Source organism: Sphingomonas sanguinis NBRC 13937 (assembly GCF_001591005.1).
Taxonomy (GTDB): domain Bacteria; phylum Pseudomonadota; class Alphaproteobacteria; order Sphingomonadales; family Sphingomonadaceae; genus Sphingomonas; species Sphingomonas sanguinis.
Genome location: NZ_BCTY01000034.1, coordinates 13367 through 40006 on the forward strand (window position 1 = coordinate 13367; position 26640 = coordinate 40006).

The 26640-nt window shown below is 66.2% G+C and carries 17 protein-coding genes; 5 read left to right on the top strand and 12 right to left on the bottom strand.

The features are described 5' to 3' along the window. Nucleotides 1–56: 56 nt before the first annotated feature. Genes SSA01S_RS13325 through SSA01S_RS13340 form a run of 4 tightly spaced genes read left to right on the top strand, consistent with a single transcriptional unit; the run spans nucleotide 57 to nucleotide 7061 of the window. Nucleotides 57–1583, top strand: a complete 1527-nt coding sequence (locus SSA01S_RS13325) for a tryptophan halogenase family protein (protein WP_061780723.1) — start codon at nucleotides 57–59, stop codon at nucleotides 1581–1583. Next, the gene (locus tag SSA01S_RS13330) at nucleotides 1580–3373 is read left to right on the top strand and encodes an alpha-amylase family glycosyl hydrolase (RefSeq protein ID WP_061780724.1); all 1794 of its coding nucleotides are present in this window, start codon (nucleotides 1580–1582) and stop codon (nucleotides 3371–3373) included. The genes SSA01S_RS13325 and SSA01S_RS13330 overlap by 4 nt, the downstream gene beginning before the upstream one ends. After that, the gene (locus SSA01S_RS13335) at nucleotides 3373–4986 is read left to right on the top strand and encodes an alpha-glucosidase family protein (RefSeq protein WP_061780725.1); all 1614 of its coding nucleotides are present in this window, start codon (nucleotides 3373–3375) and stop codon (nucleotides 4984–4986) included. Before SSA01S_RS13330 ends, SSA01S_RS13335 begins: the two co-directional genes overlap by 1 nt. After that, nucleotides 4983–7061 carry a glycoside hydrolase family 97 protein gene (locus SSA01S_RS13340; protein WP_061780726.1) on the top strand — a complete coding sequence of 693 codons (2079 nt, stop codon included), beginning with the start codon at nucleotides 4983–4985 and terminating at the stop codon, nucleotides 7059–7061. The genes SSA01S_RS13335 and SSA01S_RS13340 overlap by 4 nt, the downstream gene beginning before the upstream one ends. Before the next feature lie 129 nt (nucleotides 7062–7190). Here the strand turns inward: SSA01S_RS13340 and SSA01S_RS13345 are convergent, their stop codons facing one another. The 12 genes from SSA01S_RS13345 to SSA01S_RS13400 all read right to left on the bottom strand — a co-directional run bounded on the left by SSA01S_RS13345 (nucleotide 7191) and on the right by SSA01S_RS13400 (nucleotide 23461). Continuing rightward, a complete protein-coding gene (locus SSA01S_RS13345; protein WP_061780727.1) occupies nucleotides 7191–9308 on the bottom strand; it encodes a M3 family metallopeptidase in 2118 nt (705 codons plus the stop codon). A 70-nt stretch (nucleotides 9309–9378) separates the two neighbouring features. Then, on the bottom strand, nucleotides 9379–9567 hold the full coding sequence (locus SSA01S_RS13350) for a hypothetical protein (protein ID WP_058716323.1): 189 nt from the start codon (nucleotides 9565–9567) through the stop codon (nucleotides 9379–9381). Then, on the bottom strand, nucleotides 9564–10355 hold the full coding sequence (locus SSA01S_RS13355) for a Crp/Fnr family transcriptional regulator (RefSeq protein WP_082795086.1): 792 nt from the start codon (nucleotides 10353–10355) through the stop codon (nucleotides 9564–9566). The genes SSA01S_RS13350 and SSA01S_RS13355 overlap by 4 nt, the downstream gene beginning before the upstream one ends. Nucleotides 10356–10436: 81 nt before the next feature. Then, the gene (locus SSA01S_RS13360) at nucleotides 10437–11564 is read right to left on the bottom strand and encodes a DUF475 domain-containing protein (RefSeq protein WP_061780728.1); all 1128 of its coding nucleotides are present in this window, start codon (nucleotides 11562–11564) and stop codon (nucleotides 10437–10439) included. Nucleotides 11565–11663: 99 nt separating this feature from the next. Then, the gene (locus tag SSA01S_RS13365; protein WP_061780729.1) at nucleotides 11664–12449 is read right to left on the bottom strand and encodes an IclR family transcriptional regulator; all 786 of its coding nucleotides are present in this window, start codon (nucleotides 12447–12449) and stop codon (nucleotides 11664–11666) included. A 119-nt stretch (nucleotides 12450–12568) separates the two neighbouring features. Next, nucleotides 12569–14299 carry an N-acetylglucosamine-specific PTS transporter subunit IIBC gene (gene nagE, locus SSA01S_RS13370; protein ID WP_170171320.1) on the bottom strand — a complete coding sequence of 577 codons (1731 nt, stop codon included), beginning with the start codon at nucleotides 14297–14299 and terminating at the stop codon, nucleotides 12569–12571. Then, on the bottom strand, nucleotides 14296–16746 hold the full coding sequence (ptsP, locus tag SSA01S_RS13375) for a phosphoenolpyruvate--protein phosphotransferase (protein ID WP_061780730.1): 2451 nt from the start codon (nucleotides 16744–16746) through the stop codon (nucleotides 14296–14298). Before ptsP ends, nagE begins: the two co-directional genes overlap by 4 nt. A gap of 45 nt (nucleotides 16747–16791) precedes the next feature. Next, nucleotides 16792–19695 carry a beta-galactosidase GalA gene (galA, locus tag SSA01S_RS13380; protein ID WP_061780731.1) on the bottom strand — a complete coding sequence of 968 codons (2904 nt, stop codon included), beginning with the start codon at nucleotides 19693–19695 and terminating at the stop codon, nucleotides 16792–16794. After that, complete coding sequence (nagA, locus tag SSA01S_RS13385) at nucleotides 19692–20831, bottom strand: N-acetylglucosamine-6-phosphate deacetylase (protein ID WP_061780732.1); 1140 nt, start codon at nucleotides 20829–20831, stop codon at nucleotides 19692–19694. The genes galA and nagA overlap by 4 nt, the downstream gene beginning before the upstream one ends. Further along, nucleotides 20828–21868, bottom strand: a complete 1041-nt coding sequence (locus tag SSA01S_RS13390; protein ID WP_240954548.1) for an SIS domain-containing protein — start codon at nucleotides 21866–21868, stop codon at nucleotides 20828–20830. The genes nagA and SSA01S_RS13390 overlap by 4 nt, the downstream gene beginning before the upstream one ends. After that, a complete protein-coding gene (locus tag SSA01S_RS13395; RefSeq protein ID WP_061780734.1) occupies nucleotides 21861–22598 on the bottom strand; it encodes a GntR family transcriptional regulator in 738 nt (245 codons plus the stop codon). The genes SSA01S_RS13390 and SSA01S_RS13395 overlap by 8 nt, the downstream gene beginning before the upstream one ends. A gap of 116 nt (nucleotides 22599–22714) precedes the next feature. After that, nucleotides 22715–23461, bottom strand: a complete 747-nt coding sequence (locus tag SSA01S_RS13400; RefSeq protein WP_061780735.1) for a copper homeostasis protein CutC — start codon at nucleotides 23459–23461, stop codon at nucleotides 22715–22717. Between the two features lie 285 nt (nucleotides 23462–23746). Between SSA01S_RS13400 and SSA01S_RS13405 the strand changes: the two genes are divergently transcribed. After that, entirely contained in the window at nucleotides 23747–26524 is a 2778-nt protein-coding gene (locus SSA01S_RS13405) for a TonB-dependent receptor (RefSeq protein WP_061780736.1), read from the top strand. The last annotated feature ends 116 nt before the right edge of the window (nucleotides 26525–26640 follow it).

The following is a 26640-nucleotide window of genomic DNA, read 5'->3' on the forward strand; positions in this document are numbered from 1 at the left end:
ATCCCCTACCCCCGCGCCGGTGAGCCCACCTGCGCGGGGAAGCTGTGAGACGCCGCATGGACGCCGCCCCTTCCGCAGACCGTATCGCCCGACGGGTCGTGATCGTCGGCGGCGGCACCGCCGGATGGATGGCGGCGGCGGCGCTGGCGCGGTTCCTGCCCGCCGACCACCGCATCACCCTGATCGAGTCCGACGCGATCGGCACGGTCGGCGTGGGTGAGGCGACCATCCCCGGCATCCGCCTGTTCAACCAGATGCTGAGCCTGGACGAGGCCGAGTTTCTCCGCGCGACGAACGGCTCCTTCAAGCTGGGCATCCGGTTCGAGGGTTGGTCGGGCGAGGGCAGCGGTTATCTCCACGCGTTCGGCAACATCGGTCGCGGGCTGGGGCTCGTGCCCTTCCACCATTATTGGCTGCGCGGCGGCGGTGCGGCCAACCCGGCCTCGCTATGGGGCCATATGGCAAGCGCGCAAGCCGCGATGAGCGGCCGTTTCGCCCCCGATCCCGGCCGCCCCGACCTACCGAGCGGTCTGGCCTGGGCCTATCATTTCGACGCCAGCCTCTACGCCGCGTTGCTCCGCCGCCACGCCGAAGGCGCGGGCGTGATCCGGGTCGAGGGCCGCATCGCCTCGGTCGCGCGCGACACGGGCGGGCGGATCGACCATGTCGTGCTGGAGGACGGAGACGCCCATGCGGGCGACCTGTTCGTCGACTGCACGGGTTTCCGCGCGCTGCTGATCGGCGAGACGCTGGCCGAGCCGTTCGACGACTGGTCGGAGTTGCTACCCTGTGACCGCGCGCTGGCGGTGGCAGGCGAGCGCACCGCCCCCCTGCCACCCTATACCCGCGCGATCGCGCATGGTGCCGGGTGGCGCTGGCGCATTCCGCTTCAGCATCGCACCGGCAATGGCCTGGTCTATGACAGCCGCCATCTGTCGGAGGACGAAGCCGCCGACCGGCTGCTGACCGCGATGAACGGCGAGGCGATGGGCGAGCCGCGCCGCTTACGCTTCACCACCGGACGCCGCTGCCGCGCCTGGGTCGGCAATTGCGTTGCGCTGGGTCTGGCGGCGGGGTTCCTGGAGCCGCTGGAGTCGACCAGCATCCACCTGATCCAGTCGGGCATCGCGCGACTGCTCGAATATTGGCCGGGCCCGACGCTCCAGCCGGTCGAGATCGACGCCTATAACGCCGAGACGGCAGCCGAGTGGTTGGCGATCCGCGACTTCCTGATCCTGCATTACCACGCCAATGCGCGGCCCGAACCCTTCTGGGCCGAGCGGCGGGCTGTGCCCCTGCCCGACAGCCTCGCCGCCCGGATCGCGCTGTTCCGTGCCAGCGGGCGCTTTCGCCGCGACGGCGACGAACTCTTCGCCGAGCCCGGCTGGGTTCAGGTGATGATCGGCCAAGGTATCATCCCGGCCGGCCATCATGCGCTGGCCGATGCGCTGTCTGCGCATGAACTCGACGATTTCCTCCACCTCACCCGGCGTCACGCCGCACAGGTGGCCGCCCGGCTGCCCACGCACGACGCCTTCCTCGCCGCGCATTGCGCCGCCCCTGCCCCAAAGGTTTTCGCATGAAAAAGCTGCTGCTCGCGCTCCTCGCGACCGCCACGCCGCTCGCCGCACAGGATTATCGCCAGCGCCTGCCGCAGGACGAGGTGATTTATTTCGTCCTGCCCGACCGCTTCGAGAATGGCGACACGGCCAATGATCGCGGCGGCCTGAAGGGCGGACCGCTGACCACCGGCTTCGACCCGACGCACAAGGGCTTCTACCATGGCGGCGACCTGAAGGGGCTGACCCAGCGGCTCGATTATATCCAGGGGTTGGGCGCGACCGCGATCTGGCTGGGACCGATCTTCAAGAACAAGGCCGTGCAGGGCGCCAAGGGGCAGGAGAGCGCGGGCTATCACGGCTATTGGATCACCGACTTCACCACGGTCGATCCGCATCTGGGCAGCGAGGCGGACCTGCGCGCCTTCATCGCGGCGGCGCATGGCCGGGGGATGAAGGTCTATATGGACATCATCGTCAACCATACGGCGGACGTGATCCAGTATCGCGAATGCGCCGAAGGCTCGCCCTGCCCGTATCGCGATCGTGCGACCTATCCCTATCAGCGGCGCGGCGGCGTGAAGGGCGCGGCGATCAATCCCGGCTTTCTGGGCGACGATGTGCAGACGGCGGCGAACTTCGCGCATCTGACCGACCCGAATTACGCCTATACCCCCTATGTCCCGGCAGGTGAGAAGAACGCCAAGACGCCCGCCTGGCTCAACGATCCGATCTATTACCACAATCGCGGCAATACGAGCTTCGAGGATGAGAGCTCGACCATGGGCGACTTCTCGGGGCTGGACGACCTCTACACCGAAAATCCGCGTGTTATCGCGGGCATGATCGACATCTATGGCAGCTGGATCGACCGGTTCGGCATCGACGGCTTCCGCATCGACACCGCCAAGCATGTGAACCCGACGTTCTGGCGCAGCTTCGTGCCCGCCATGCTCGACCGCGCCAAGGCGAAGGGCATCCCGAACTTCCACATCTTCGGCGAGGTGACGGCAGGGATGGAGCCGGGTGCGCTCGCCCGCTGGACCAAGATCGCCGATTATCCGGCCGTCCTCGACTTCGCCTTCATGAACGCGGTGATCCAGACGGTCGCGGAGAACAAGCCGACGCGCGTCCTCTCCAACCTGTTCGAGGGCGATGTGCTCTACGCCAAGGGCGAGGCGACGGCGGACATATTGCCGACCTTCCTGGGCAATCACGACCATGGCCGCTTTGCGCGTGACGTGCGCGTCGCCAATCCGAATGCCTCGGACGAGGAAATCCTGAAGCGGGTCGAACTCGGCCACGCCATGCTGCTGACGCTGCGCGGTGTGCCGACCATCTATTCGGGCGACGAACAGGGTTTCGCAGGCGACGGCAACGATCAGGACGCGCGCGAGGACATGTTCGCCAGCAAGGTCGCGAGTTACAACGACAACAGGCTGGTCGGCACGTCCAAGACGACCGCGACCGACAGTTTCATACCCTCTCATCCGCTCTACCGTGAGATCGCAACACTAGCCCGCCTGCGCACCGCCAATCCTGCGCTCACGCGAGGGCGACAGGTGATCCGGGCGCGGGGCGATGCACCGGGGCTGTTCGCCGTCTCGCGCTTCGATCCCGCCACGGGCCGCGAATATGTGATTGCCTTCAACACCTCGGCCCAGCCTCTTGCTCAGGCCGTGCAGGTTGAAACGGCATCGCAACGCTTCGCGACCATGGCGGGCCGTTGCGCCCCGACTGCCGCTGCGCCGGGAAGCCTGATGTTGGAATTGCCCGCCTTCGGCTATGCCGTCTGCGCGGCGGAGAGCCGTTGATGACCGAGACTTACCCTAAGCCCGCGCGCCCCTGGTGGAAGGGCGCGGTGATCTATCAGATTTATCCGCGCAGCTTTGCCGACAGCAATGGCGACGGCATCGGTGACCTGCCCGGCATTACCGCGCGGCTGGACCATGTCGCCAGCCTGGGGGTGGATGCGATCTGGCTGTCGCCCTTCTTCACCTCGCCGATGAAGGACTTCGGTTATGACGTGGCGGATTACCGCGATGTCGATCCGATCTTCGGAACGCTCGCCGATTTCGACGCACTGGTGGCGCGGGCGCACGAACTGGGGCTGAAGGTCGTCGTCGATCAGGTGTACAGCCACACCTCCGACGAGCATCCCTGGTTCACCGAAAGCCGGTCGAGCCGCACCAATGCCCGCGCCGACTGGTATGTCTGGGCCGATGCCAAGCCCGACGGCTCGCCGCCGTCCAACTGGCAGTCGGTATTCGGCGGCCCCGCCTGGACCTGGGACGCGCGGCGCGGGCAATATTATCTGCACAATTTCCTGAAGGAGCAGCCCCAGCTTCACGTCCATCACCCCGACGTGCAGGCCGAATTGCTGGCGACCGCGCGCTTCTGGCTAGACCGGGGCGTCGACGGCTTCCGGCTCGATGCGATCAACTTCATGATGCACGAGCCGACCATGCGCGATAACCCGCCGGCGCCGGATACGGGCAAGACACGCACGCGACCGTTCGACTTCCAGTTGAAGCTTTATAACCAGAGCCACGCCGACATCGTGCCGTTCCTGGAGCGTATCCGCGCCACGCTGGACGAGTATGGCGACCGCTTCACCGTGGCGGAAGTCGGCGGCGACGAGGCCGATCGCGAAATGAAGCTGTTTACCGCGGGCGATCACCGGCTGAACACCGCTTACGGCTTCGACTTCCTCTATGCCGACCGGCTGACCCCGCGCATCGTTGCGGAGGCGCTGGCGAAATGGCCCGCCGAGCCGGGCATGGGCTGGCCAAGCTGGGCGTTCGAGAATCACGACGCGCCGCGCGCCGTCTCGCGCTGGACGACGCCCGAACACCGCGAGCTTTTCGCGCGGATGAAGATGCTGTTGCTGCTGTCGCTTCGCGGCAATGCCTTTCTCTATCAGGGCGAGGAACTGGGGCTCACCCAGGTCGACGTGCCCTTCGAGCGGCTGGTCGACCCGGAGGCGATCGCGAACTGGCCGCTGACCCTGTCGCGCGACGGGGTACGCACGCCGATGCCGTGGAGCAGCAATGCCATCAATGGCGGCTTCTCGGACGCCGAGCCCTGGCTGCCGACCGGCCCCGATCACGCGGCGCTGGCGGTCAATCGGCAGGACGGCGCCCCGGACTCGCTGCTGAACCTGACCCGTCGCCTGGTGCGGCTGCGAGTCGAAACGCCCGCGCTCGCGGTCGGCGACCTGACGCTGCTCCACGCCGATGACCGACTGCTCGCCTTCGAGCGGCAGGAGGGCCCGCAGCGCCTGCTCTGCCTGTTCAATCTGGGCGACATGCCCGTGACCCTGCCCCCTGCCCTGCCGCGCGGGGGACGACCGCTGATCCACATCAATAGCGCCACCGATGAACGCCTGGGCGCGTTCGGGGCGGCGATCCGGGAGATGACTGCATGAAGACCACCCTCGCCATCGGCCTCGGCCTGATCGCCAGTGCGGCGCAGGCCCAGAACGGCCCCGCCGATCCAGCGGTCAACGAGACGTTCAAATTCGCCAAGCCCGCCGGACAGCCCGACGCGGTCGAGACCTCGCCGAACGGCCAGATCACCGTGCAGGTGTCGACCGACAATGACGGCCGCGCGGTCTATATGATCGCCCGCAACGGCAAGGCGATCGTCGCGCCCTCGCGCCTGGGCATGATGTTCACCGACGCGCCCAAGATCGAGCGCGGCATGAAGATCGAGTCCGTGTCGCACGCCAAGTCCGACACCAGCTGGACCCAGCCCTGGGGCGAGTGGCGCACCATCCGCGACAATCACCGCGAGATGCGCGTCCGCCTGATGGAATCAAGCGCACTGCATCGCCGTTACGACGTGGTGTTCCGGGTGCAGGACGATGGCGTCGGCTTCCGCTACGAATTTCCCGAGCAGCAGGCGATGCCCAAGGCGAACATCGCCGAGGAGCTGACCGAGTTCAATATCGCGCAGGGCGGCACCGCGTGGTGGAAGCCCGCCTTCCTCTGGAATCGCGAGGAATATCTCTACAACCGCACGCCGATCACGGCGGTCGGTACGGCGGCGACGCCGATCACCATGAAGCTGGACGACGGCACGCATATCGCCATCCATGAGGCGGCGCTGGTCGACTATGCCAGCATGGCGGTGATGAAGACCGAGGGGAACAGCTTCAAGGCGGTCCTCACGCCCGGCTCGGGCGCGCCCAAGGTGGTGAAGACGGGTGCCTGGACGACACCCTGGCGCACCTTCCTGATCGCCCCCGACGCGGGCGGGCTCTATATGAGCCACCTGATGCTGAACCTGAACGAGCCCAACAAGCTGGGCGACGTGTCCTGGGTGAAGCCGGGCAAGTTCGTCGGCGTCTGGTGGAAGATGATCAAGGGCGAATGGAGCTGGGCGCGCGGTCCGCGCCACGGTGCGACCACGGCGAACGTAAAGACCTATATCGACTTCGCATCCAAATACGGCATCCCCGGCGTGCTGGTCGAAGGGTGGAATATCGGCTGGGACGGCGACTGGGCGGGCAATGGCTCGGCGATGCAGTTCGCGACCCCGGCGGAGGATTTCGACGCCGACGCGCTGGCCCAATATGCCAAGTCCAAGGGCGTCTCGCTGATCGGCCACCACGAGACCGGCGGCGCGGTCAGCCATTATGAAAGCCAGTTCGACCCCGCCTTCAAATTCGCCGCCGATCATGACGAACATGTGGTCAAGACCGGTTATGTCGCCGATGCCGGGCAGATCGAGCGGGTCAATGCGGACGGCTCGGTGAGCCGCGAGTGGCATGAGGGCCAGTGGATGGTGAACCACCATCTCCGCGTGTTGGAGGCTGCCGCCAAGTATAAGGTGTCGATCGACAGCCATGAGCCGGTGAAGGACACCGGCCTGCGCCGTACCTATCCCAACTGGCTGGCGCGCGAAGGCTCGCGGGGGATGGAGTATAATGCTTGGCCGGGCAAGAACCCGCCTGAGCATGAGGTAAACCTGGCCTTCACCCGGATGCTGGAAGGACCGATGGACTTCACGCCCGGCGTGCTCAGCCTGACGGGCAGCGACAGCAGCCCGATCCAGTCGACCATCGCCAAGCAATTGGCGCTCTATGTGGTGCTCTACTCGCCGGTGCAGATGGCCGCCGACACGCCGGAGAATTACGCCAACTACCCGCAGGCGTTCCGCTTCATCGCCGATGTGCCGGTGGACTGGGAGGATAGCCGCGTACTCAACGGCGAGGTCGGCGATTACGTCACCTTCGCGCGGCGGGACCGTAAGAGCCGCGACTGGTATATCGGGTCGATTACCGACGAGAATGCGCGGGAGCTGACCGTGACGCTCGACTTCCTCGATCCGGGCAAGACGTATGAGGCGCAGGTCTACAAGGATGGCCCCGGTGCGACCTATGCGACCGATGCGCGGCATTCGATCGCGTTCGAGACCAAGCGGGTGAAGAAAGGCGATACCCTCACCCTGTCGCTCGCCCCTGGCGGCGGCCAAGCGATCCGGTTGAAGGCACTGTAAACTTGTTCCTCCCCCACAGGGGGAGGGGGACCATCCGCAGGATGGTGGAGGGGTGTCGCACTCTCGATAGCGCGACACCCCTCCGTCAGGGCTCCGCCCTGCCACCTCCCCTTTCAGGGGAGGAATGTCTTACTTCGTAGGGAAGCCGCGCTGCTTGAGCAGCGCATTCACGTCCGGGTCGCGGCCCCGGAACGCGCGATACGCCTCGGCGCGGTCGGTTTCGTTCCCCGTCGACAACAGGATACGCGCGAAGCGGTCCGCCGTCGCCTTGTCCCACGGGCTGCCCGCTTCCTCGAACGCGGCAAAGGTGTCGGCGTCCATCGTCTCCGACCAGAGATAGCTGTAATAACCCGCCGAATAACTGTCCGACGAGAACAGGTGATTGAACTGCGGCAGGCGGTGCCGCATCACCAACTCCTTCGGCATCCCGATCTCACGCAGAGTGGTCGCCTCGAACGTCGCCGGATCGACGATCCCGTCGGGCACGGTGTGCAGCTTCATGTCGACGATCGCCGAGGACAGATATTCGGTCGTCGCGAAACCCTGGTTGAAGGTCTCCGACGCCTTGATCTTGTCGAGCAGCGCCTGCGGCATGGGCTGGCCGGTCTTGTAGTGGCGCGCGTATTTGTCCAGCACGTCGCGGGTCAGCAGCCAATGCTCATTCACCTGGCTGGGATATTCCACGAAGTCGCGCGGCGTGCCCGCCAGTCCCGGATAGGTGACGTTCTGAAGCATAGCGTGGATCGCGTGGCCGAATTCGTGGAACAGCGTCTCGGCATCGTCCAAGCTGATCAGCACCGGCTCGCCGGGTGCGCCCTTGGCGAAGTTGTTGTTGTTCGACGACAGCACATTCTGCACCGGCGGCAGGTTGCGCTGGCCGCGATAGGTGTTCGCCCAGGCGCCCGAACGCTTGCCCGTCCGCGCGAAATCGTCGCGGTAGAACAGGCCGACCTCCTTGCCGTTGCGCGTCACATGCCAGACGCGCATGTTCGGCTCGAACACCGGGACCGTGCCGGTAATCTCCTTGAACTCCAGCCCGTAGAGCCGATTCGCCGCATAGAGCGAACCCTGGATGATGTTGTTCAGCTCGAAATAGGGCTTCAGCTCGGCCTGATCGAGGTCGTAGCGGCTCTTGCGGACCTTCTCCTGATAGAAGCGATAGTCCCAGGGTTCGATGGTGATCTTGGCCCCTTCTTTATTGGCGATCGCCTGCATGTCGCGGACCTCCTCGGCGACGCGCGCCTTGGCGGCGGGCCAGACGCGCATCATCAGGTCCATCGCGGCGGCCGGGGTCTTGGCCATCGTGTCCTGCATCCGCCAGTCGGCATGGGTTTTGAAGCCCAGCAGATGCGCGCGGTTGGCGCGAAGCCTCACGATGCGAGCGATGGTCGCCTTGGTATCGTTGATGTCGCCATTGTCGCCGCGCTTGACGAAGGCGCGCCACACCTGCTCGCGAAGCGCCCGGTCGGTGGCGAAGGTCAGCACCGGATCGACCGCCGAGCGGGTGTTAACGATTGCCCAGCCCTGCTGCCCGCGCTCGGCGGCGGCCGCCTTCGCCACCGCCTTCACGCTGTCGGGCAGGCCCGCCAGCCGTGCTTCGTCCGTGACGATGATCGCGGTGCCTTCATCGGCCAGCAGCCGTTGCGAAAACTCGCTGAAGTTGATCGCGAGATTCTGGTTGAAGGCGGACAGTTCTTCCTTCTGCGCCGGGGTCAGTTTCGCACCCTGCCGGACGAAGCTGTCATAGGTGCGCGTGACCAGACGCTTCTGCTGCGCGTCCAGACCGGACGTGTCGCGCGCCTTGTAGATCGTCTCGATCCGGGCGAACAGCTTGGGGTTGAAGGTGATCTCGTCCGACGCCTTAGACAGCTTGGGCGACCATTCGCGGTCCAGCGCCTGATAGGCGGGGGTGTTCATATTGCCCGTCATCACCCCGAACAGCGTCATCACGCGGTTCAGCGTCTGCCCGGCATTCTGCATCGGCACGAAGGTGTTGGCGAAGGTCGGCTTGGCCGGGTCGTTGGCGATCCGGTCATAGTCGCGCTTGCGCTCGGCAAGCGCGGCCTCGAACGCCGCCGGGAACAGCTCGGGCTTCACCTTGTCCCAAGGCGGTACCCCGCCATAGGGGCCGGTCCACGGCGCGATCAGGGGATTCGCGGCGGGCGCCTGTACGGCTTGGGGCGGAGCGGCCATGGCCGAACCGCTCATAAGGGCCGCCAATGCGACGGCGAGGGACAGATGACGCAAGAAACACTCCCGTTCATGAAATACGCGTCATCATAGGCTGCGGATCGAACGGGTAAAGCGTTGCGAGGCATCAGGAATTGGCGATCTGCGCCTCCGCCTGGCGCGCGGCGGCGACCAGCCCCTCTCCCGTCCGGCGCGCGGCGGCAGGGGTCATCGCCACCGCCACGCCATTGGGGCCGTCGAGCATCACGATCCCCTCCTCCGCGGTCGCGATCCCCGCATCACCGTGGACCTGCGGCGGAATGCCCGGGCCGGTCACCGGCTCATCCTGTCGAGGGTCGGACCACCGCCATAAAGATAACCGGGGTCGAAATCGGCCAGCGTGGCGAGCGCCTCCAGGTCCTGAATATGCACGTCGCCGCTACGAAAGGTCATCAGTCCACGCTCGCGCAACGACCGAAGCACACGGTTGAGGTGGACGGGCGTGATCCCCACCGCCTCCGCCAGATCGATTTGGGTCACCGGGAAACGGAACTTACCGTCGCGGACCAAATCCACCATGGTCAGCCGCGCATGAAGCTCGCAGAACAGATGCGCGACACGACCATCGGCCTCGAGCCGTCCCAGCCGAAACACCCATTCCCGGTGCATTGCGGCGTCGAGCAGGGTCGAGAACCACAAGAGCCGGGTCAAGCGCGGATAGCCCGCGACGATCCGCTCTAGCCCGTCATGCCCGGCCAGCGCGACACGGACCGGGGTTAGCGTCGCGACATCATGGTCCAGATGCCGCATCGCAAAGCCATGCAGGTCGACGAAATCGCCCGGCACATGGAAGGCAACGATCTGGCGATTGCCCTGCCGATCGTCCATGTACCGGCACATGACGCCTTCAAGCAGCAGGCTGCTATAACGGACACGCTCGTCGCGGCGGATGACGATAGTGCGGGCAGGGATCGAGCGTACCTCGTCGATACTGTCCTCCAGCACCGCGACATCCTCTGCTGTCATGGTATCGCGGCCCCGCTCCTTGAGGAACAGGCCGGTCAGCAGCGGCTTGCCCGAGGGCGGCCGCTCCTGGCGCAGGGTATCTATGGCGGACACGGACATGGCTTCGATCCCTCACCCAGCTATCGGACAGCCAATCCTCCGCCGGGCCAAAGAGTTCCATCGTCACGTCCGCGCAACGGTTCAATCGCCGATCGGCTTGCCCGACGGATGGACCGGGTCGGCTTCGATCACGGCCTGTTCGGGATGCTTGCGATTGCTGCGCACCGACGCCCAGAAGGCCAGACCGATCAGCGTAGCGCCGATCAGGCCGGTGATGGTCTCCGGGATATGGAACCGCACCGATAGCAGCATGATCGCGGCCAGCGCGACGATGGCGTAAAAGGCGCCGTGCTCCAGATAGCGATACTGCGCGAGCGTGCCGTGATCGACCAGCATGATCGTCATCGACCGCACGAACATTGCACCAATGCCCAGGCCCAGCGCGATGATGAAAAGGTTGTTCGATAGCGCGAACGCTCCGATCACCCCGTCGAACGAGAAGCTGGCGTCCAGCACCTCCAGATACAGGAACGCGGCAAAGCCCGACCGTGCGACCGCGCCCGTCGCCGCATCGCCATCACCCTCCAGCACGACGCCGATGGCATGGACCGCGATATAGGTCAGCAGGCCGAAGATACCGGCGGTGATGAACGTCATCCCCTCCGCGGCCGGAATAAGCTGCGCGATGCCATAGAGCGCCAGCAGCACGATGCCGGTCGCCAGCCCCGAAATCTTGCGCAGCGCGGCCAGCGGGCGTTCGATCAGGGGAAGCCAATGCTCCTCCTTCTCGTCGTCGAGGAAGAAGTTCAGCCCGACCATGGCCAGGAAGCTGCCGCCGAAACCCGAGATGCCGATATGGGCCGAGGTGATGATCTGCTCGTAGCGAACAGGGTCACCGATCGCCAGCTTCAGCGCCTCGATCGGTCCCATATGCGCGGCAATGGCGACGATCGCGAGCGGAAAGACGATCCGCATCCCGAACACCGCGATCAATATGCCCCAGGTCAGGAAGCGGTGGCGCCACTTGTCGTCCATGTCGCGCAGAACGGTCGCGTTGACGACCGCATTGTCGAAGGACAGCGACACTTCCAGCACGCCTAGAACCAGCACGATCCAGAGGACGCCCAGCGTGCCGGGCAAGGTGCCGGTGCTCTGGAATCCCAACCAGGCGGCAATGCCAAGGCAGAGTGCCGTGAAAAGAAGCGAACCCTTATAATATTTCAGCAGCACCCATCGCCCCTTCGTACCTGCCCCGCCGATCGCCCGCATGACGATCCGGCAACAGGCACGGTAAAGTCGGGGTCGCCGGATTTGTTCAATCGGATCATCGGCTCTATCGCCGCGAAGCCGACCGGGGACAAGCCGGGATCAGATACGGGCGTCGCTGCCGATCATCTGTTCGGAGATGTTCCGAGCGGTGTGGCGCAACCGGGCCAGAGCCTCATCCTCGGTGACGAGCGCATCGGTGATTCGGATGAAAGGCACGGTCAGGACCGCGCAGGCCCTGTTGCCGCGCATGATGGGCACCGCCAGTTCCACCATGCCGAGGAGTTCGGTGCTGTCGACGCGGGCGAACTCCTGCGCGCGCAAGGCATCGGCCTCGTCCTGCAACTCCCGGCGCGCCACATCGGACAGCGGCGGATCGAACAGCGTTTCCCATTCACGCCGCGTCGCCTCGCTCTGAAAGGCGTAGAGCAGCAGGCCTGACGGCGTTTCGCGCAGCGGGCGACGATAACCGACGCGGACCGAAAAACCGACCGCGGTACTCGCCTCCATCCGCGCGATCACCGACGATGCCGCACCCGAGGGGATGGCGAGATAACAGGACTGGCCGATGTCGTCCGCCAGCTTGCGCATCTCGGGAAGCGCCTGCTCCATCAGGCTGCGCACCGGCGGACGCTTCAGCCCCAGATGGAAGAGGCGCGGCGTCATCTCATAGCCTTCCGGGCCCTGCGCGACATAACCGCGATGCTCCAGCACCTGGATCATGCGGAACAACTCGCCGGTCGAACGCCCCAGACGGTTGACGATCGCACTCATCGTCAGAGGATGCTCCTCGGCCGCCAGCAGCTCGAGAATATCGAGGCCTTTTTCCAATGCTGGCGCGCGATACAGCCGCTTGTCGTCGGCATTGTTCGCGGGTTCCGTGGGCAAGCTGTCCCTCCTCGTGATCGCGGCCTTATCGCGCTAGGGGTGTTTCATCGAACTGTGACACTCGCCTACATCGTTTGATTGCTTGCGAGCAACACACCTAACGCAAAAATGACACCAATTTAATCCGTTAGGACATGGAACGTATCGTCAGCGACGCGAACGGTCGCGCGCACCCGATCGAGCGGCACCTCACCAGCGCGGGCCGGATCGACCAGCACGATGCGCCAGCGTCCCGCATGATGGCTGGCCGCGGCGATATTGCCGGTTCCACCCAGCGCCTTCACCACCGCATCGGGCAAGGCCGCCGTTCCCGAACCGGACGGCGTGGCCGAAGTCACGGTGGCCGGAGCATCGGACGCGGGTGCCGCGTGCCGCGTGGCCGCGATCGGTCCGCTCTCGATCGCCGCGCGCATCTCCATCGCGACCGTATCGGCGACCGGGCCCAGCACCACCTGCACACCGCTGGGCGACGGACGCAATATACCGCGCGCCCCCAGGCGCTTGAGCGCAGGCTCATCCACCCTGGCCGGATCGGCGACGATCAGGCGCAGGCGGGTGGTGCAGGCGGCGATCTCGGTCAGATTGGTGCTGCCGCCCATCGCGGCGACGAAGGACGCACCGCGCCCACCCGCGACCGGGGCCGCACCGCCCTCGCCCAGTTCGTCTTCGGCATCCGCAACCTCGGCCTCACGGCCTGGCGTCTGCAGGTTCCAGCGACGAATGGCGAAGCGAAAGACCGCATAATAGAGCAAAGCATAGACCGCGCCGATGGGGATCAGCAGCAGCGGCTTGGTCGCCTTGCCGAAATTGATGACATAGTCGAACAGACCGGCCGAGAAGGTATAGCCCAACCGCACGCCCAACGCGTTCATCAGTGCTTCCGACACGCCGGTCAGAATCGCGTGGAAGGCATAGAGGACAGGCGCCAGGAACATGAAGCTGAACTCGATCGGCTCGGTCACGCCGGTCAGGAACGACATCAGCGCCAGGCTGAACAGCATCCCGCCGACTGCCTTTTTCCGCTCTGGCAACGCCTCATGGTACATGGCCAGGCAGGCGGCGGGCAGGCCGAACATCATGACCGGGAAGAAGCCGCTCATGAACGCACCCGCGCTCGGATCGCCCGCGAAGAAGCGGTTCAAGTCGCCGGTCTTACCGTGAAAATCGCCGACCACGAAATAGGCGACGGTGTTCAGGATATGGTGCAGGCCGGTGACGATCAGCAACCGGTTGAGCACACCAAAGGCGAACAGCCCCAGGCCACCCGCCTGCACGACGCCCTGGCTTAGGCCGTCGATGCCTGCATTGACCGGCCCGAACGCCACGCCCAGCAAGCCCGCCAGCGCCAGCCCCGCGATCCCGGAGATGATTGGCACGAAACGACGACCACCGAAAAAGGCCAGATATTCCGGCATCTTGATCGTGGCGAACCGGTTGTAGAAGCTGCCGCCGATCAGGCCCGCGACGATCCCCACCGGCACGTCGAACTTGTGGACCGACTTGGTGCGCCACGCCGCCTCGACCGTGGCGGCGATATCCGCCGCCAACCCCTTGGTCAGGTCTGCGGGTGGCACGATCAGCGTTTCGGCCCCCTTGATCGTGACGAGGTAGCAGGCGACGCCCGCCAGCGCCGCCGCACCGTTGCCGTCGCGGGCGAAGGCGGTGGCGACGCCGACCGCGAAGAGCAGGCCCAGATTGTCGAAGATCGCATTGCCCGCATTCGCCATGAAGGCGATGTTGAGCAGGTCCGGCTGGCCCAGGCGCAGCAGCAGACCCGCCACCGGCAGGACCGCGATGGGCAGCATCAGCGCCCGGCCGAGCGATTGAAGTGAGGCCATGGGCGAGCTCATGCGCCGATCTCCTGAAGCATATTGGTGATGCGCGCACGAACGGCCGCCGCCGAGGGGAGCGCCAGCGCATGGATCGCGGCGGCGCGGCATTTCGCCATGTCGAGCTTGCCGACCAGGGCCTTGATCGCAGCGACGCGGGCGGGCGGCACCGACAATTCGGTGACGCCCAGGCCCAGCAGGATCGGCACTGCCAGACGATCGGCGGCGAGCGAGCCGCAGACGCCGACCGGGGTGTCATGCTTGGCCGCCCCGTCGCAGGTCGCGCCGATCAGCCGCAGCACTGCCGGGTGAAGCCCGTCGACCCCCGCCGCCACCGCCGCGTTGCCGCGATCCATGGCGAGCGTATATTGGGTCAGGTCGTTGGTGCCGATCGAGAAGAAGTCGGCCTTGGTGGCCAGGATATCGGCGGAAATGGCGGCGGCGGGCGTTTCGATCATGACGCCGACCTCGGCCTTGCCACCCTGCCGCTCGACGACGGCGCGCACCGCCTCCAGCTCGGAGAGGCTGGCGACCATCGGTGCCATGATGCGGCATGGCTGGCGCACCGACAGGATCGCGCCGACCTGATCCTCCAGCAATTGCGGATCGGCCAGCGACACGCGGATGCCGCGCAGGCCCAGCGCCGGATTTTCCTCGACGGGCAGGTCCATGTACGGCGCGGGCTTGTCGCCGCCGACATCGAGCAGCCGGACGATCATCGGACGATCGCCCAGCGCATCGGCGATTGCCTGGTAATCGCGGGCCTGTTCGTCGCGGGTCGGTGCGGTTTCCCGCTCCAGGAACAGGAATTCGGTGCGCAACAGGCCGCAGCCCTCCGCGCCCTCGGCCACCGCCGCCTCAGCATCGGCGACCGAGCCGAGATTGGCGAACATCTCGATCCGCGTGCCGTCCAGGGTCCGGCACGGGCCGGTGGCGGCACGGGCGGCCTCGGTCTCGGCCTTGCGACGGGCGATGGTGTCGCGCGCCCCAGCTTGCGTATCCGCATCGGGTTCGGGATCGATCAGGCCACGATCGGCGTCGAGCACGATCACCCGGCCATCCTCCAGCGCGGCCAGCGGCTCGCCGAACGCCACCGCCATGGGCAGGCCCATGCCCGCCGCCAGGATCGCGGCGTGCGAGGTCGGGCCGCCCTTGACCAGCGCGATGCCCGCCACGACGCCCGCGTCGAGCGCGGCGACCTGGCTGGGCAGCAGATCCTCGGCGACCAGGATCGCACCGGTCGGCACGCTCGGCCCCTCGATGGGCAGGCCCGCCAGCGCGGCGAGCACATGACGCTCCAGATCGCGCAGATCGTCGGCGCGCTCGGCGATGCGGCGGTCGCCACTGGAGATCAGGACCGCGACCTGTTCGGCGATGGCTTCCTGCCATGCGACGCCCGCGCTGAGGCCACGCGCGACGGCGGCCAGGGCCGCGTCGCCCAGCGTCGGGTCGGCCAGCATCGCGGCGTGTGCCGCCATCACCCCGCCGCGCGCGCCACCGGCGGTCGCGGCCTGGGCCAGTCCTTCACGCACGCGGGCAAGCGCATCGGTCAGCTTCGTGCGTTCCGCCTCGACCGTTTCCGCCACCGTCTCGACAGGGATAGCAGCGCGGGTCAAGCGGTGGATCGGCCCGACCGCAAGGCCCGGCGCGGCGGGCACGCCGCCCAGCCCCGGCCCCTCGCCCCGCGTCGGTTCGGGCACGTCGATCGGCGTATCCTCGACCGTGGCATCATTCAGAAAGGCGATCACCTCGGCCATGGCGGCGGCGGCCTGCGCCCCGTTCGCCTCGATCCTAACGGTCGTACCATGGCCCAAGCCCAGTCCAAGCAGACCGACCGCGCTCAGCGCGGAGGCGTGACGGTCGCCATGATAGAGCGTGACCTTCGCCTCATGACGGCGCACCGCCTCGACCAGCCGCGCGGCGGGACGGGCGTGCAGGCCGTGCGAGAGCGCCACCACGGTTTCCTCGATCAGCGTCTCACCGGTCTCCGCCGTCTCGACCGTCTCGGCCGCCAGCGGCACGACGCGAAGCAGCGCATCACCGACCGCGACCAGCCCCTTGGCGATCGGTTCCACGGCATAACGGGTGGCATCGGCGACGATGATCGGAGTGACGACGGCGGGCGCGTTCTGGACCAGATAGTCGAGGTCGAAGCGGATCAGCGGCTGCCCCGCGAGCACCTTCGCGCCCGCGTGCACCTGTGGGGTCAGACCCTTGCCACCCAGCGACACGGTGTCGACGCCGATATGGCAGATCAGTTCATAGCCGTCGGTGCTTCGCAGCGTGACGGCGTGCCCCGCCTCGTGCACGGTCAGCACGGTCGCATCGCACGGCGCGCACAGCGCGTCGTTCACCGGATCGATAGCGAGCCCGTCGCCCAGCATCTTTTCGGCGAACACCGGGTCCGGCACATCACCCAGCGGCGTCACCCAGCCGGCGAGCGGCGCAAAAACGGTCCAGTCACTCATCGCACGTCACTTTCGCCAAGCTGCATTCCTTCACGTCCTCCGGCATCAGCGCGGAGCGACCGTCACCCGGCCCAGCAGGCCGCTTTCGATATTGCCCATGCCCGCCACGATCAGCGCGATGATGCGCTTGTTCACGCCCGAGAGCAGGGTCGCGGTCATCGGGCCGGGCTTGGGATCGCGCTTATCGGCGACCATCTGGCCATCGACCCACAGGCTCGCCAGACCGCCGACCGAGGCGAAGCGGATCTCACCGCCCCGTGCCGCAACGGCCCGCTTCGGCGTCACGACGGTGCGATAGACACGCCATCCCGCCCCCTCCGCCGGGGTCGGGGTGCCCGCCCGGACAAAGGCCCAACCATTATTGTCGCTGGTCGCAGGCGCGAGATCGGGCGACGGCTTGTCGACCATCAGCGGCGAGCGCCGCCAATCGCGCACGTCCATATCGCCCGCCACCACCGGCACCTGCGCGCGCGGAGCCACGCCCAGCCGATCGAGCTTGAGCGTCGCAGGCTTCAGGCCATCGGCGGTCGCGCGGATGGTGATCCGTCCGCGACCGGTATCGGGTCGCACGATCATCTGCGCCAGGCCGTTGAACAGCGAGCGCTGGTTGCCCTTTTCGGGCTCGTGGCTGTTGGGATCGCCATTGCCGACGCCGATGATCGCGCCGCCTTCGATGGTGAAGCGGGTCATCAGGTTGGCGGTCGGGACGTGGCGCCCCTTGGCATCCACCGCATCGATGGTGATCGCCTGGGCGTCCTCGGTATCGCCCGCCATGACGGTCCGCGCCGGGGTCAGCCGCAGCGCGACCGGCACCCCGACCGTCTCATGCGCGGCGCGGGCGACTTCCTGGCCACCCCGATAGGCGATCGCCTCGATCCGGCCCGGCGCGTACGGCACGGTCCATTCATTGCCCATCAGACGGTCGACCGCCGCCTCGCCCATCGTCTTGCCGTTCAGGCGAAGGACGACGCGCTCGGCATTGGACAGGACCATGACCTTGACCGGTTTGCCCTCGCGCCCCGGCCAGCTCCAGTGCGGCGCGATCGCGACCACCGGCCGGTCATCGACCCAGGCGGCGCGGTGGATATCGAAGGCGGTCTTGGGGAAACCGCACAGATCCATGATGCCGAAGAAGCTGGCGATCGTCGGCCATTCATAGGGCGTCGGCTCGCCATGATAGTCGAAGCCGGTCCATACAAAGCCACCCGCGACGAACGGCCGGTCGGCAATGGCCTTCCACGCCGCCCGGTGGGTCGCGCCCCAGCTGGCCGCCTCGTCGTCATAGCTCGACGCGATATGCCGCGCCGGATCGCTTTCGAACGCACCGCGCGTCATGAAGGCGCTGGTGTCCTCGGAACTGGTCATCGGCTTGGTCGGGTTCAGCCGGTGATAGCGGTCGTAATCGCCCTGATAGTAATTGAACCCGGTCACATCGACGACCTGCGCGACATTGACCGGATCGAAGAAGGCCCCGTTCATCGCCGCCGTCACTGGCCGGCTGTCGTCCAGCGCGCGGACCCAATGCGCCATCCGCTTGACCATCTCGACGCCAGAGGGCGTGCCCTGCATCGGCTCCTCGTTGAAGACCGACCACAGGATGACGCAAGGATGGTTTCGGTCGCGGCGGACCAGCCATTCCAGCTGCGCGCGATATTCGGGCGCCGGATTGAACTGCCGGTTCTCGTCCATGACGACCAGACCCAGCCGGTCGCACCAGTCGAGCAGCTCCGGCGTCGGCGCATTGTGGCTGGACCGCACCGCGTTGCAGCCCATCGCCTTCAGCCGCTCCAGCCGCCAGCCGATCAGCGCATCCGGGATGGCGGTGCCGACGCCCGCATGATCCTGATGCAGGCAGACGCCCTTCAGCTTGACGGGCTTGTCGTTGAGGAAAAAGCCTTGGGCCGCATCGAACCGGATCGTGCGGAAACCCACGGCCACGCGCCGCTCGTCCGCCACCTGCCCTTCGCGCAGCAGCCGGACCTGGACCGTATAGAGCGTCGGCTGCTCGATCGACCAGAGCATGGGATCGGTGACGCGCAGATCGAGAGTGGCGCTTGCCTCGTCCAGCGACCGAACGCTTGCCGGCACCTGACCTTGCGCGACGACCTTGCCCTGCGGATCGAGCAGCCGCGCCTCGACCGTGACGGCGCTGTCGACAGGCGCGATACTGGTCAGCGTGGCGGTGATGGGGATGTGCCAACCATCGTCCGCTTTGCGCGGATCGCAGTGCACGCCGTCGGTCGCGATCGACACGGGCGCGTAATCGGCCAGCCAGACATGGCGGTAAAGACCAGCGCCTTCATACCACCAGCCCTCCATCGCCTCGGCATCGACGCGCACCGCGACGATATTGGGCTCGTCGCCAAACCGCGCGAACGGCGTCAGGTCGATACGGATGGCGTTATAGCCGGAGAAATTATGGGCCACGACGCTGCCATTGACCCAGATGGTCGCGAAGGTGGCGACGCCGCCGAACTCCAACTCGATCCGCCGCCCCTGAAGCGCCGGGTCGAGCCGGAAGCTGCGCCGATACCAGCCGATGCCGCGCGGCCTATAGCCTTGCGCGACATTGGCGGTCTTCACGAAGGGCTGAAACGAGGCCCAGTCGTGCGGCAGCTCGACGGCCTGCCAGTCACTGTCGTCATAATCGACCGCCGCCGCGCCGCGCGCATTCCCGGCCTTGACCGAGATATAGGTGGCATTGTGGCTGTCGAGCGGGGCGGGTTCGATATCGCCCTCATGGAACAGCCAGCCGCGATCCATCAGCACGCGCGCGGCATCCTGCACCGGCAGGGCGGCGGGAAGCACGTTCGTCGGAGCGGGCATGGGGAGCGCGCCCGTGCCGTCCACCGGACTGCCCTTGGCGGCAAAGGCCCGGACAGGCGCGATGCCGCCCGCCAGCCCCACCACGGCACTGCCCAGCAGCAGGTCGCGGCGCGCGACCGTCATGCCGCGACCGGCTCCGCCGCCGCGATCCGCGTCTCGACCGGCTTGAGCGCGGCGTCGAGCACGACCCAGTCGGCGCGCAGGCCGGGAGCCAGCGCCCCGCGCTCATGGGACAGACCCAGGAACGCCGCCGGATTGGTCGCGGCCAGCACCGCCGCCTGATCGACCGTGATGCGCAGCTGCTCGACCGCATTGGCGACCGCCGCCCCCATGTCGAGGTCCGAGCCCGCGAGCGTGCCGTCGACATTGACGCACTTGCCGCCCGACACCGTGATGGGGCGGCCGTGCAGCACGAAGTCCTTCTCCACCGCACCGACCGACGACATGGCATCGGTGACCAGCATCAGCTTGTCGAATGGCCGCGCCTTCAGCGCCAGACGCAGCATCGGCGCCGAGACGTGGAAGCCGTCGATGATCAGCCCGGAATAGGGACGCGGATCGTCGAGCGTCGCGCCCGCCAGACCCGGCACCCGCTGCTGCATCGCGGGCATCGCGTTATAGAGATGCGTGATGCCCGACAGACCGACATCGAACGCCGCCATCGCCTGTTCATAGCTGGCTTCGCTATGACCGGCACTGACCAACACGCCCGCCGCGACCAGTCGCTTGATCGTATCCAGCGGCACCCGCTCGGGCGCGATGGTCAGCATGACCTTGCCCTTGCGCGGGCGGGTCAGGACGGCGACCATGTCATCGTCCAGATCGCGGAAACGCACCGGATCGTGGATGCCCTTGCGCGCCGGGTTCAGCACCGGCCCTTCGACATGGATGCCGACGATGCCGGGCACCTTCGCCTCGATCGCCTCGTCGATCGCATCGAGCGCGCGGGCGATCTTGTCCGGCGTCTCGCTGACCAGGGTCGGCAGCATCGCGGTGGTGCCATAGACGGCATGTGCCGCCGCCATGGTCGCAATGCCGTCCACGTCCAGCCGGTCGTTGAACAGCACACCGCCGCCGCCATTGACCTGCGTATCAATATAGCCGGGCACGACCCAGCCGCCGTTCAGGTCGATCGCGTCAGTAGAGCCCTCCACCGCGCCGATCGACGCGATGCGGTCGCCGTCCACGACGATCTCCGCACCCGGCAAAACGCCGCCCGGGGTCGCGACATGGCCGTTGACGAAACGGAAGCGGGTCATAGCGTGCGGGTCACTTTCTGCAGATGCGGCGGCGAGTCAGGGTCCATGCCACGGGCGAGCGCCAGCGCCTCGACCATGCGGTAGAAGCTGGCGAGCATCGAAATCGGCTCCAGCGCGGGGTGGCCTGCGACCATCGGCAGGCTACCCGCCTGCCCCGCAACGAACGGCTTGGCACCGCGCGCCTCGAATTGGTCGGCCACCGCCTTCACATCCTCGCCCGCCACGTCGGAGGTGGCGAAGCCCAGCACCGAATAGCCGGGCTCGACGATGCGCATCGGGCCATGGCGCACTTCGGCGGCGCTGAACGGCTCGGCCTGGATCGAACAGGTTTCCTTGAGCTTCAGCGCGGCTTCCTGCGCCACGCCATAACCGTAACCGCGACCCAGCACGAACATCTGGCTGACCTCACGCAAACCCTCCACGGCGGACGACCAGTCGAGCCCGAGCGCCTGTTCGACCTGACCGGGCAGATCGTTAAGAGCGCCCTCCAGCGTCTCGTCACCTGCCCAGGCGGCGGCAAGCTGGGCCAGCCCCGCCAGCGCAGTCAGGCAGGACTTGGTGGCGGCAACGGCCTTTTCCGGCCCCGCCGACAGCGGCAGGAAGGTGTCGGCGCCAGTCGCCAGCGGCGACTCCTCGTCGTTCACGAGCGCGACGATATGCGCGCCGCCTGCGCGATAGGCCTCGACCGTCGCGAGCAGATCCGGGCTGCGCCCCGACTGCGAGATGGCGATGACCAGGGCTCCTCGCACCTTCATCGGCGTTTCGAATATCGATGCGACCGAAGGCGCAGCCGACGAGACCGGCACGCCGGTCTTGGTCTCCAGGATATATTTGCCATAGGTCGCGGCATGATCCGACGACCCACGGGCAATGGTGATGATCACCGGCGGCGGGGCGGCACGCAGCCGCTCGGCCAGCGCCCGGACGGTCGGCGCGTTGCGCGCGAGCAGCCGGGCGATCGCCGCCGGCGCCTCCCCCGCTTCCGCTCCCATCAGGGTGCTGGTCCCCGCACTACCGGCGGTCATCACATCAGACATCAGTTAACTCCGCGACGAAATCATAAGCATCGCCGCGATAGAAGGACTGGGTATATTCCACCGCCCGTCCATCGCGTAGAAATCCGCGCCGTTCGATCAACAGGCCCGCATGGCCCGGATCGACGTCCAGCATCCGCGCGTGCTCCGCCCCGAACGGCACCGCGCGCAGGCGCTGCAGCGCGCGCACCGGCCGGTTGCCCGCGCGCTCCAGCGCGGCGTAGAGCGAGCGGTCGACCGCCTCGATCGCGGGAAGCGCGAAGCCGGCGATGGTCGAAATCTCGACCGCCATCGGCACTTCGTCGGCGTAGCGCACGCGCTGGAAACGATAGACCGGCGCGCCCGGCGACAGGCCTAGCGACAGTGCCTCTTCGGGCGTGACGGTGCCGGGCGCGCGGCTGACCCACTGGCTGCTCGGCGTACGGCCGCGCGCGATCATGTCTTCCGAAAAGGACGACAGCTTGGAAAAGCTCTTCTCGACCCGTCCGGCGACGAAGGTACCCGCACCGCGACGGCGAGTCAGCAAGCCCTCTTCGACCAGGCCGCCGATCGCCTTGCGCACCGTAATGCGCGACACGTCATATTCGATCGCCAGGTCGCGCTCGGCGGGGATCGCATCGTCTTCGGCCAGCACATTGTTGGTGATCGCATCGCGCAGCAACTGCTGAAGCTGGAGGTATAACGGCGCGGGATTGCCTTTCCGAAAGGAACCCACCTGCGCCGAGAATGTCATGGCCGCGCCATCCCCCTTTGCTCTGGCGTCGCTCATGCCACACCCCGCTTGATCCATAAGCCTAACCCAGCAAAACCAACGCGGCAATAGGTATTATATTTGGCATACATTGGGTTTTATTCCTCTCCGATTTCCTGCCGTATCGCGACGATTTTTTCGACGCTCGTCCGCCGCCTTGGTCCTGTAGCGAAGCCCATGTCGCCAATGCGCGGATCGCCCCACTGCTCCCGGATGCTGGCCGAGGCATGGACCGCATCCACACCGGTCCGTGCGATCAGCAAGGCAACATTGTCCGCCGAAACGCCCGCCCCCCCGATGATCGACAGCCGCCCGCGCGCCGCCGCAACCATCCGGGCAATGACCGGCGCACCCTGCTCAGCGGTCAACGCGCCGCCCGAGGTCAGGATATGATCGTAACCCAGCCCCGCCACTGCCTCGACCGCCGCGACCGGATCGGACACCAGATCGACCGCGCGGTGGAGCACGATCGCGACATCCTTCGCCACATCACGCCAGCGCGCCAGCAGGTCCAGGTCGAGCCGACGGTCATCCGCCATCGCGCCGACCACGACGCCCGCGACGCCATGCGCGATCATCCGGCGGATTTCCTCCGTGGCCAGGGCGACATCCGCCGCGTCATACCGGAAATCGCCGTCGCGCGGCCGGACCATCGCATGGACCGGAATACCCGACGCCACCGCATGGGCGACCAAAGCCTCGGACGGCGTGAGCCCACCCAGACCCAGTGCCCCGCACAGTTCTATCCGGTCCGCCCCGGCCGCCACGACCGCATCAACCCCGGCAGCATCATCGACACAGATTTCCAGCAACGGCGGCCTTGGCCGGGCCGGTGATATCGCCATCCTCAGCACCCCCTGAATATCGTGCGAGCCATTCCCCGCCCCCGCCGCAAAGGGCTTCTCCAGTGCGGCATTTAAGCATCACCCATGACAATATGCCAGCCCAATGGTCCCATGAACCAAAAGTCATATATTTCCAGTTTACGAACCAATGTCATTTTGGTTACAAGTTGGTAGCTGAAGAATACGTATAAGAATCTTTCGCGGGAGGACCCCACCCTGTCCTCCCCTTAGCAAAACGACAGACAGGCGCGGGGTGGCGCGATATGATTTTGGGGGGATTTCAGCATGTTGAGCTTTCGCGGCATGATCCTGACGGCGACCGCACTCGCCGGCATCCAGGGAACCGCCTTCGCCCAGACGGCCACGACGTCGACCGACGCGCCGTCCCAGACCGCTCCCAGCAGTGACCAGTCCGATGCCAGCGGCGACGTCGTCGTCACCGGCATTCGCGGCAGCCTGCGCAACGCCATCAACGTCAAGCGCGAGGCCAACGCCGTCGTCGACGTGATCACCGCCGAGGACGTGGGCAAGTTCCCCGACCGCAACGTCGCGGAATCGCTGTCGCACATCCCGGGCGTCAGCATCGACCGCCGCTTCGGCGAGGGTGAGAAGGTCGCCATTCTCGGCACCGACCCGGCACTGAACCGCATGCTGCTCGACGGCCATGCGCTGGCTTCGGCAGACTGGGGCGGCAACGACAACGATCCCTCCAGCCGTACCTTCAACTATTCGCTGCTCGCCCCCGAACTGGTCGACCGGCTCGAAGTCTACAAGTCGCCGGAACCTCGCATCGAGGAAGGCAGCCTGGGCGGTACGGTCATCGTGCGCACCCGTCGCCCGCTCGACCTCGACCCCAACTCGGTCTTCGCCTCGGGCGGCTATTCGTACAATGACCGTTCGGAAAAGGGCAACATCCGCGGGTCTGGCCTGTACAGCTGGCACAACGAAGCCGACAATTTCGGCTTCCTGGTCGCGGCGACCTATGACAAGCAGAAGCTGACCCGCGCGGGCGTCGAATTCTTCGGCTATCAGAGCGGCGCCGACTTCTTCCAGAAGGACGCCAACGGCAACGTCGTGCGCGACGCCTCGGGCCAGGGCATCCTGCTGAACCCGAACGCCACGGTCACCGGCGGCACTAAGAACGACCTGATCAACGCGGTCGCCCCCTTCGGCATCAACTATGCCTATTTCCAGCAGACTCGCGAACGCGCCAGCGTGTCGGGCACGATCCAGTATCGTCCAGCCCCCAACCTGACGCTGACCCTGAACGGGCTGCATATCGACGGCAACTACAACAACTACAGCCAGTCGATGTACACCATCCCGGTCGCCTGGACCGGCAATGTGCTGCAGACTGCCAATGTCAGCAACGGCGTGGTCAACTCGGCCAGCTTCGGCGCCGCGACCAACCAGTCGTCGCAGCTCGACACGCTGGTCCGCAAGTCGAAGCTGAAGACCGACAACCTCAACTTCTTCGCCGACTGGGAAGGCGATGACGGCTCGAAGGTCAGCTTCGCGGGCGGCTGGTCGCGTGCGACCGGCGGCCGGAACCCCGAATATCTGTTCAACGTGCAGACCAAGCTGCCGTTCAGCTATGCGTTCGGGCCGAAGTCGGCGACGGTCAACTATGTCGGCGATCCGACCAACCCCGCCAACTACTTCACCAACCCGAACAACAACCTCGCCACGATCGAGGGCCGCCCGGTCCTGATCAACGGACAGCAGTTGAACGGCGCGCAGATCGGCGGCCTGGACTATAGCGTCACGACCGACCGCGACATCTTCGGCGGCTATGACGCGACCATCCCGGTCGAGTTCGGCCCCTTCACCCAGATCCTGCTGGGCAGCCGCGTGACCGATCACGTCAACCGGCTCAATGCGCGTGGCATCAACACCTACATGACCACGTCGATGACCGCGAACCAGTTCGGCGTGCCGACGCTGGTCACCCCGGGCGGCGTGTTCGACGGCACCGGCGGTTCGGGCAATGCGACCCAGTATCTGAACCTGCCCGACCAGGCGGTGATCGACATCCTGTCCAAGGCGATCAACAGCCCGCTGGTCAACAAGGTCGGTGCCTCGACCCGCGTGCGCGAAACCGTCATGGCCTCGTACATCCAGGCGAATTTCGACCAGGGCGGCCTGCGCGGCAACATCGGTGGTCGTTTGGTCTATACTCGCGACGAGTCCAGCTATGCCGTGACGCAGAGCAACCTCGTCAATCCGGTGCCGGTGCCCACCACCACCACCACCGATTACCTGAAGTTCCTGCCCAGCGTGAACATCGCCTATTCGATCAGCCCGAAGGTGCTGGTGCGCGGTGCGGTGGCGCGGGTGATCTCGCGTCCGCGTTACGAGGACCTGGCGGCGTCGCTCTCGCTCAACAACGTCACCCTCGACGGCGGCGGCGGCAACCCGAACCTGAAGCCGTATGAGTCGACCAACTACGAACTGACCGCGGAATGGTATCCGCGCGCCGGCTCGCTGGTCGCGGTCGAGCTGTTCCGTCGCGACATCTCGAACTACATCATCAACACCCGCACCAACGCCGTGTACTTCAACACGCTGGCGGGCGCGCTGACCACCTACAACGTCAACCAGCCGATCAATGGCGGCAAGGCGAAGGTGAATGGCGCGCTGATTTCGGGTCAGACCGAAATCTGGGGCGGCTTCGGCATCCAGGCGAACTATTCGTACCAGGACAGCTCGACCTCGTCGGTCGACACGACCGGCGCGGCGCTGAACCTGCCGTATCTGTCGCGTCACACCGTCAACGTGATCCCCTATTTCGAAAGCGGGATCTTCCAGGCGCGCCTGAGCTACAACTACCGCTCCAGCTATTTCCGCACAATCGGCCGTCTTGGCTCGCGCGAAATGGTGGCGCCGTACAGCCAGCTCGACTTCTCGGCGGGTGTGAACCTGACCAAGGAGATCACGCTGTCGGTCAACGCGCAGAACCTGCTCGACGAGACCTATTACCAGTATAACGCGACGCCCGACCGTCCGACCGCCTTCTACAAGAACGGCCGGACCTATGCGGCCTCGGTCGCGGTGCGTTTCTAAGCCATCCTCCCTCCGGGCTCCCTTTCCCATCGCGGATGAGGGACCGGATACCTTTCGACCCGCCGATCCTTTGGGATCGGTGGGTTTTTCTTTGGGCGGCACAGACGCTGACTTTA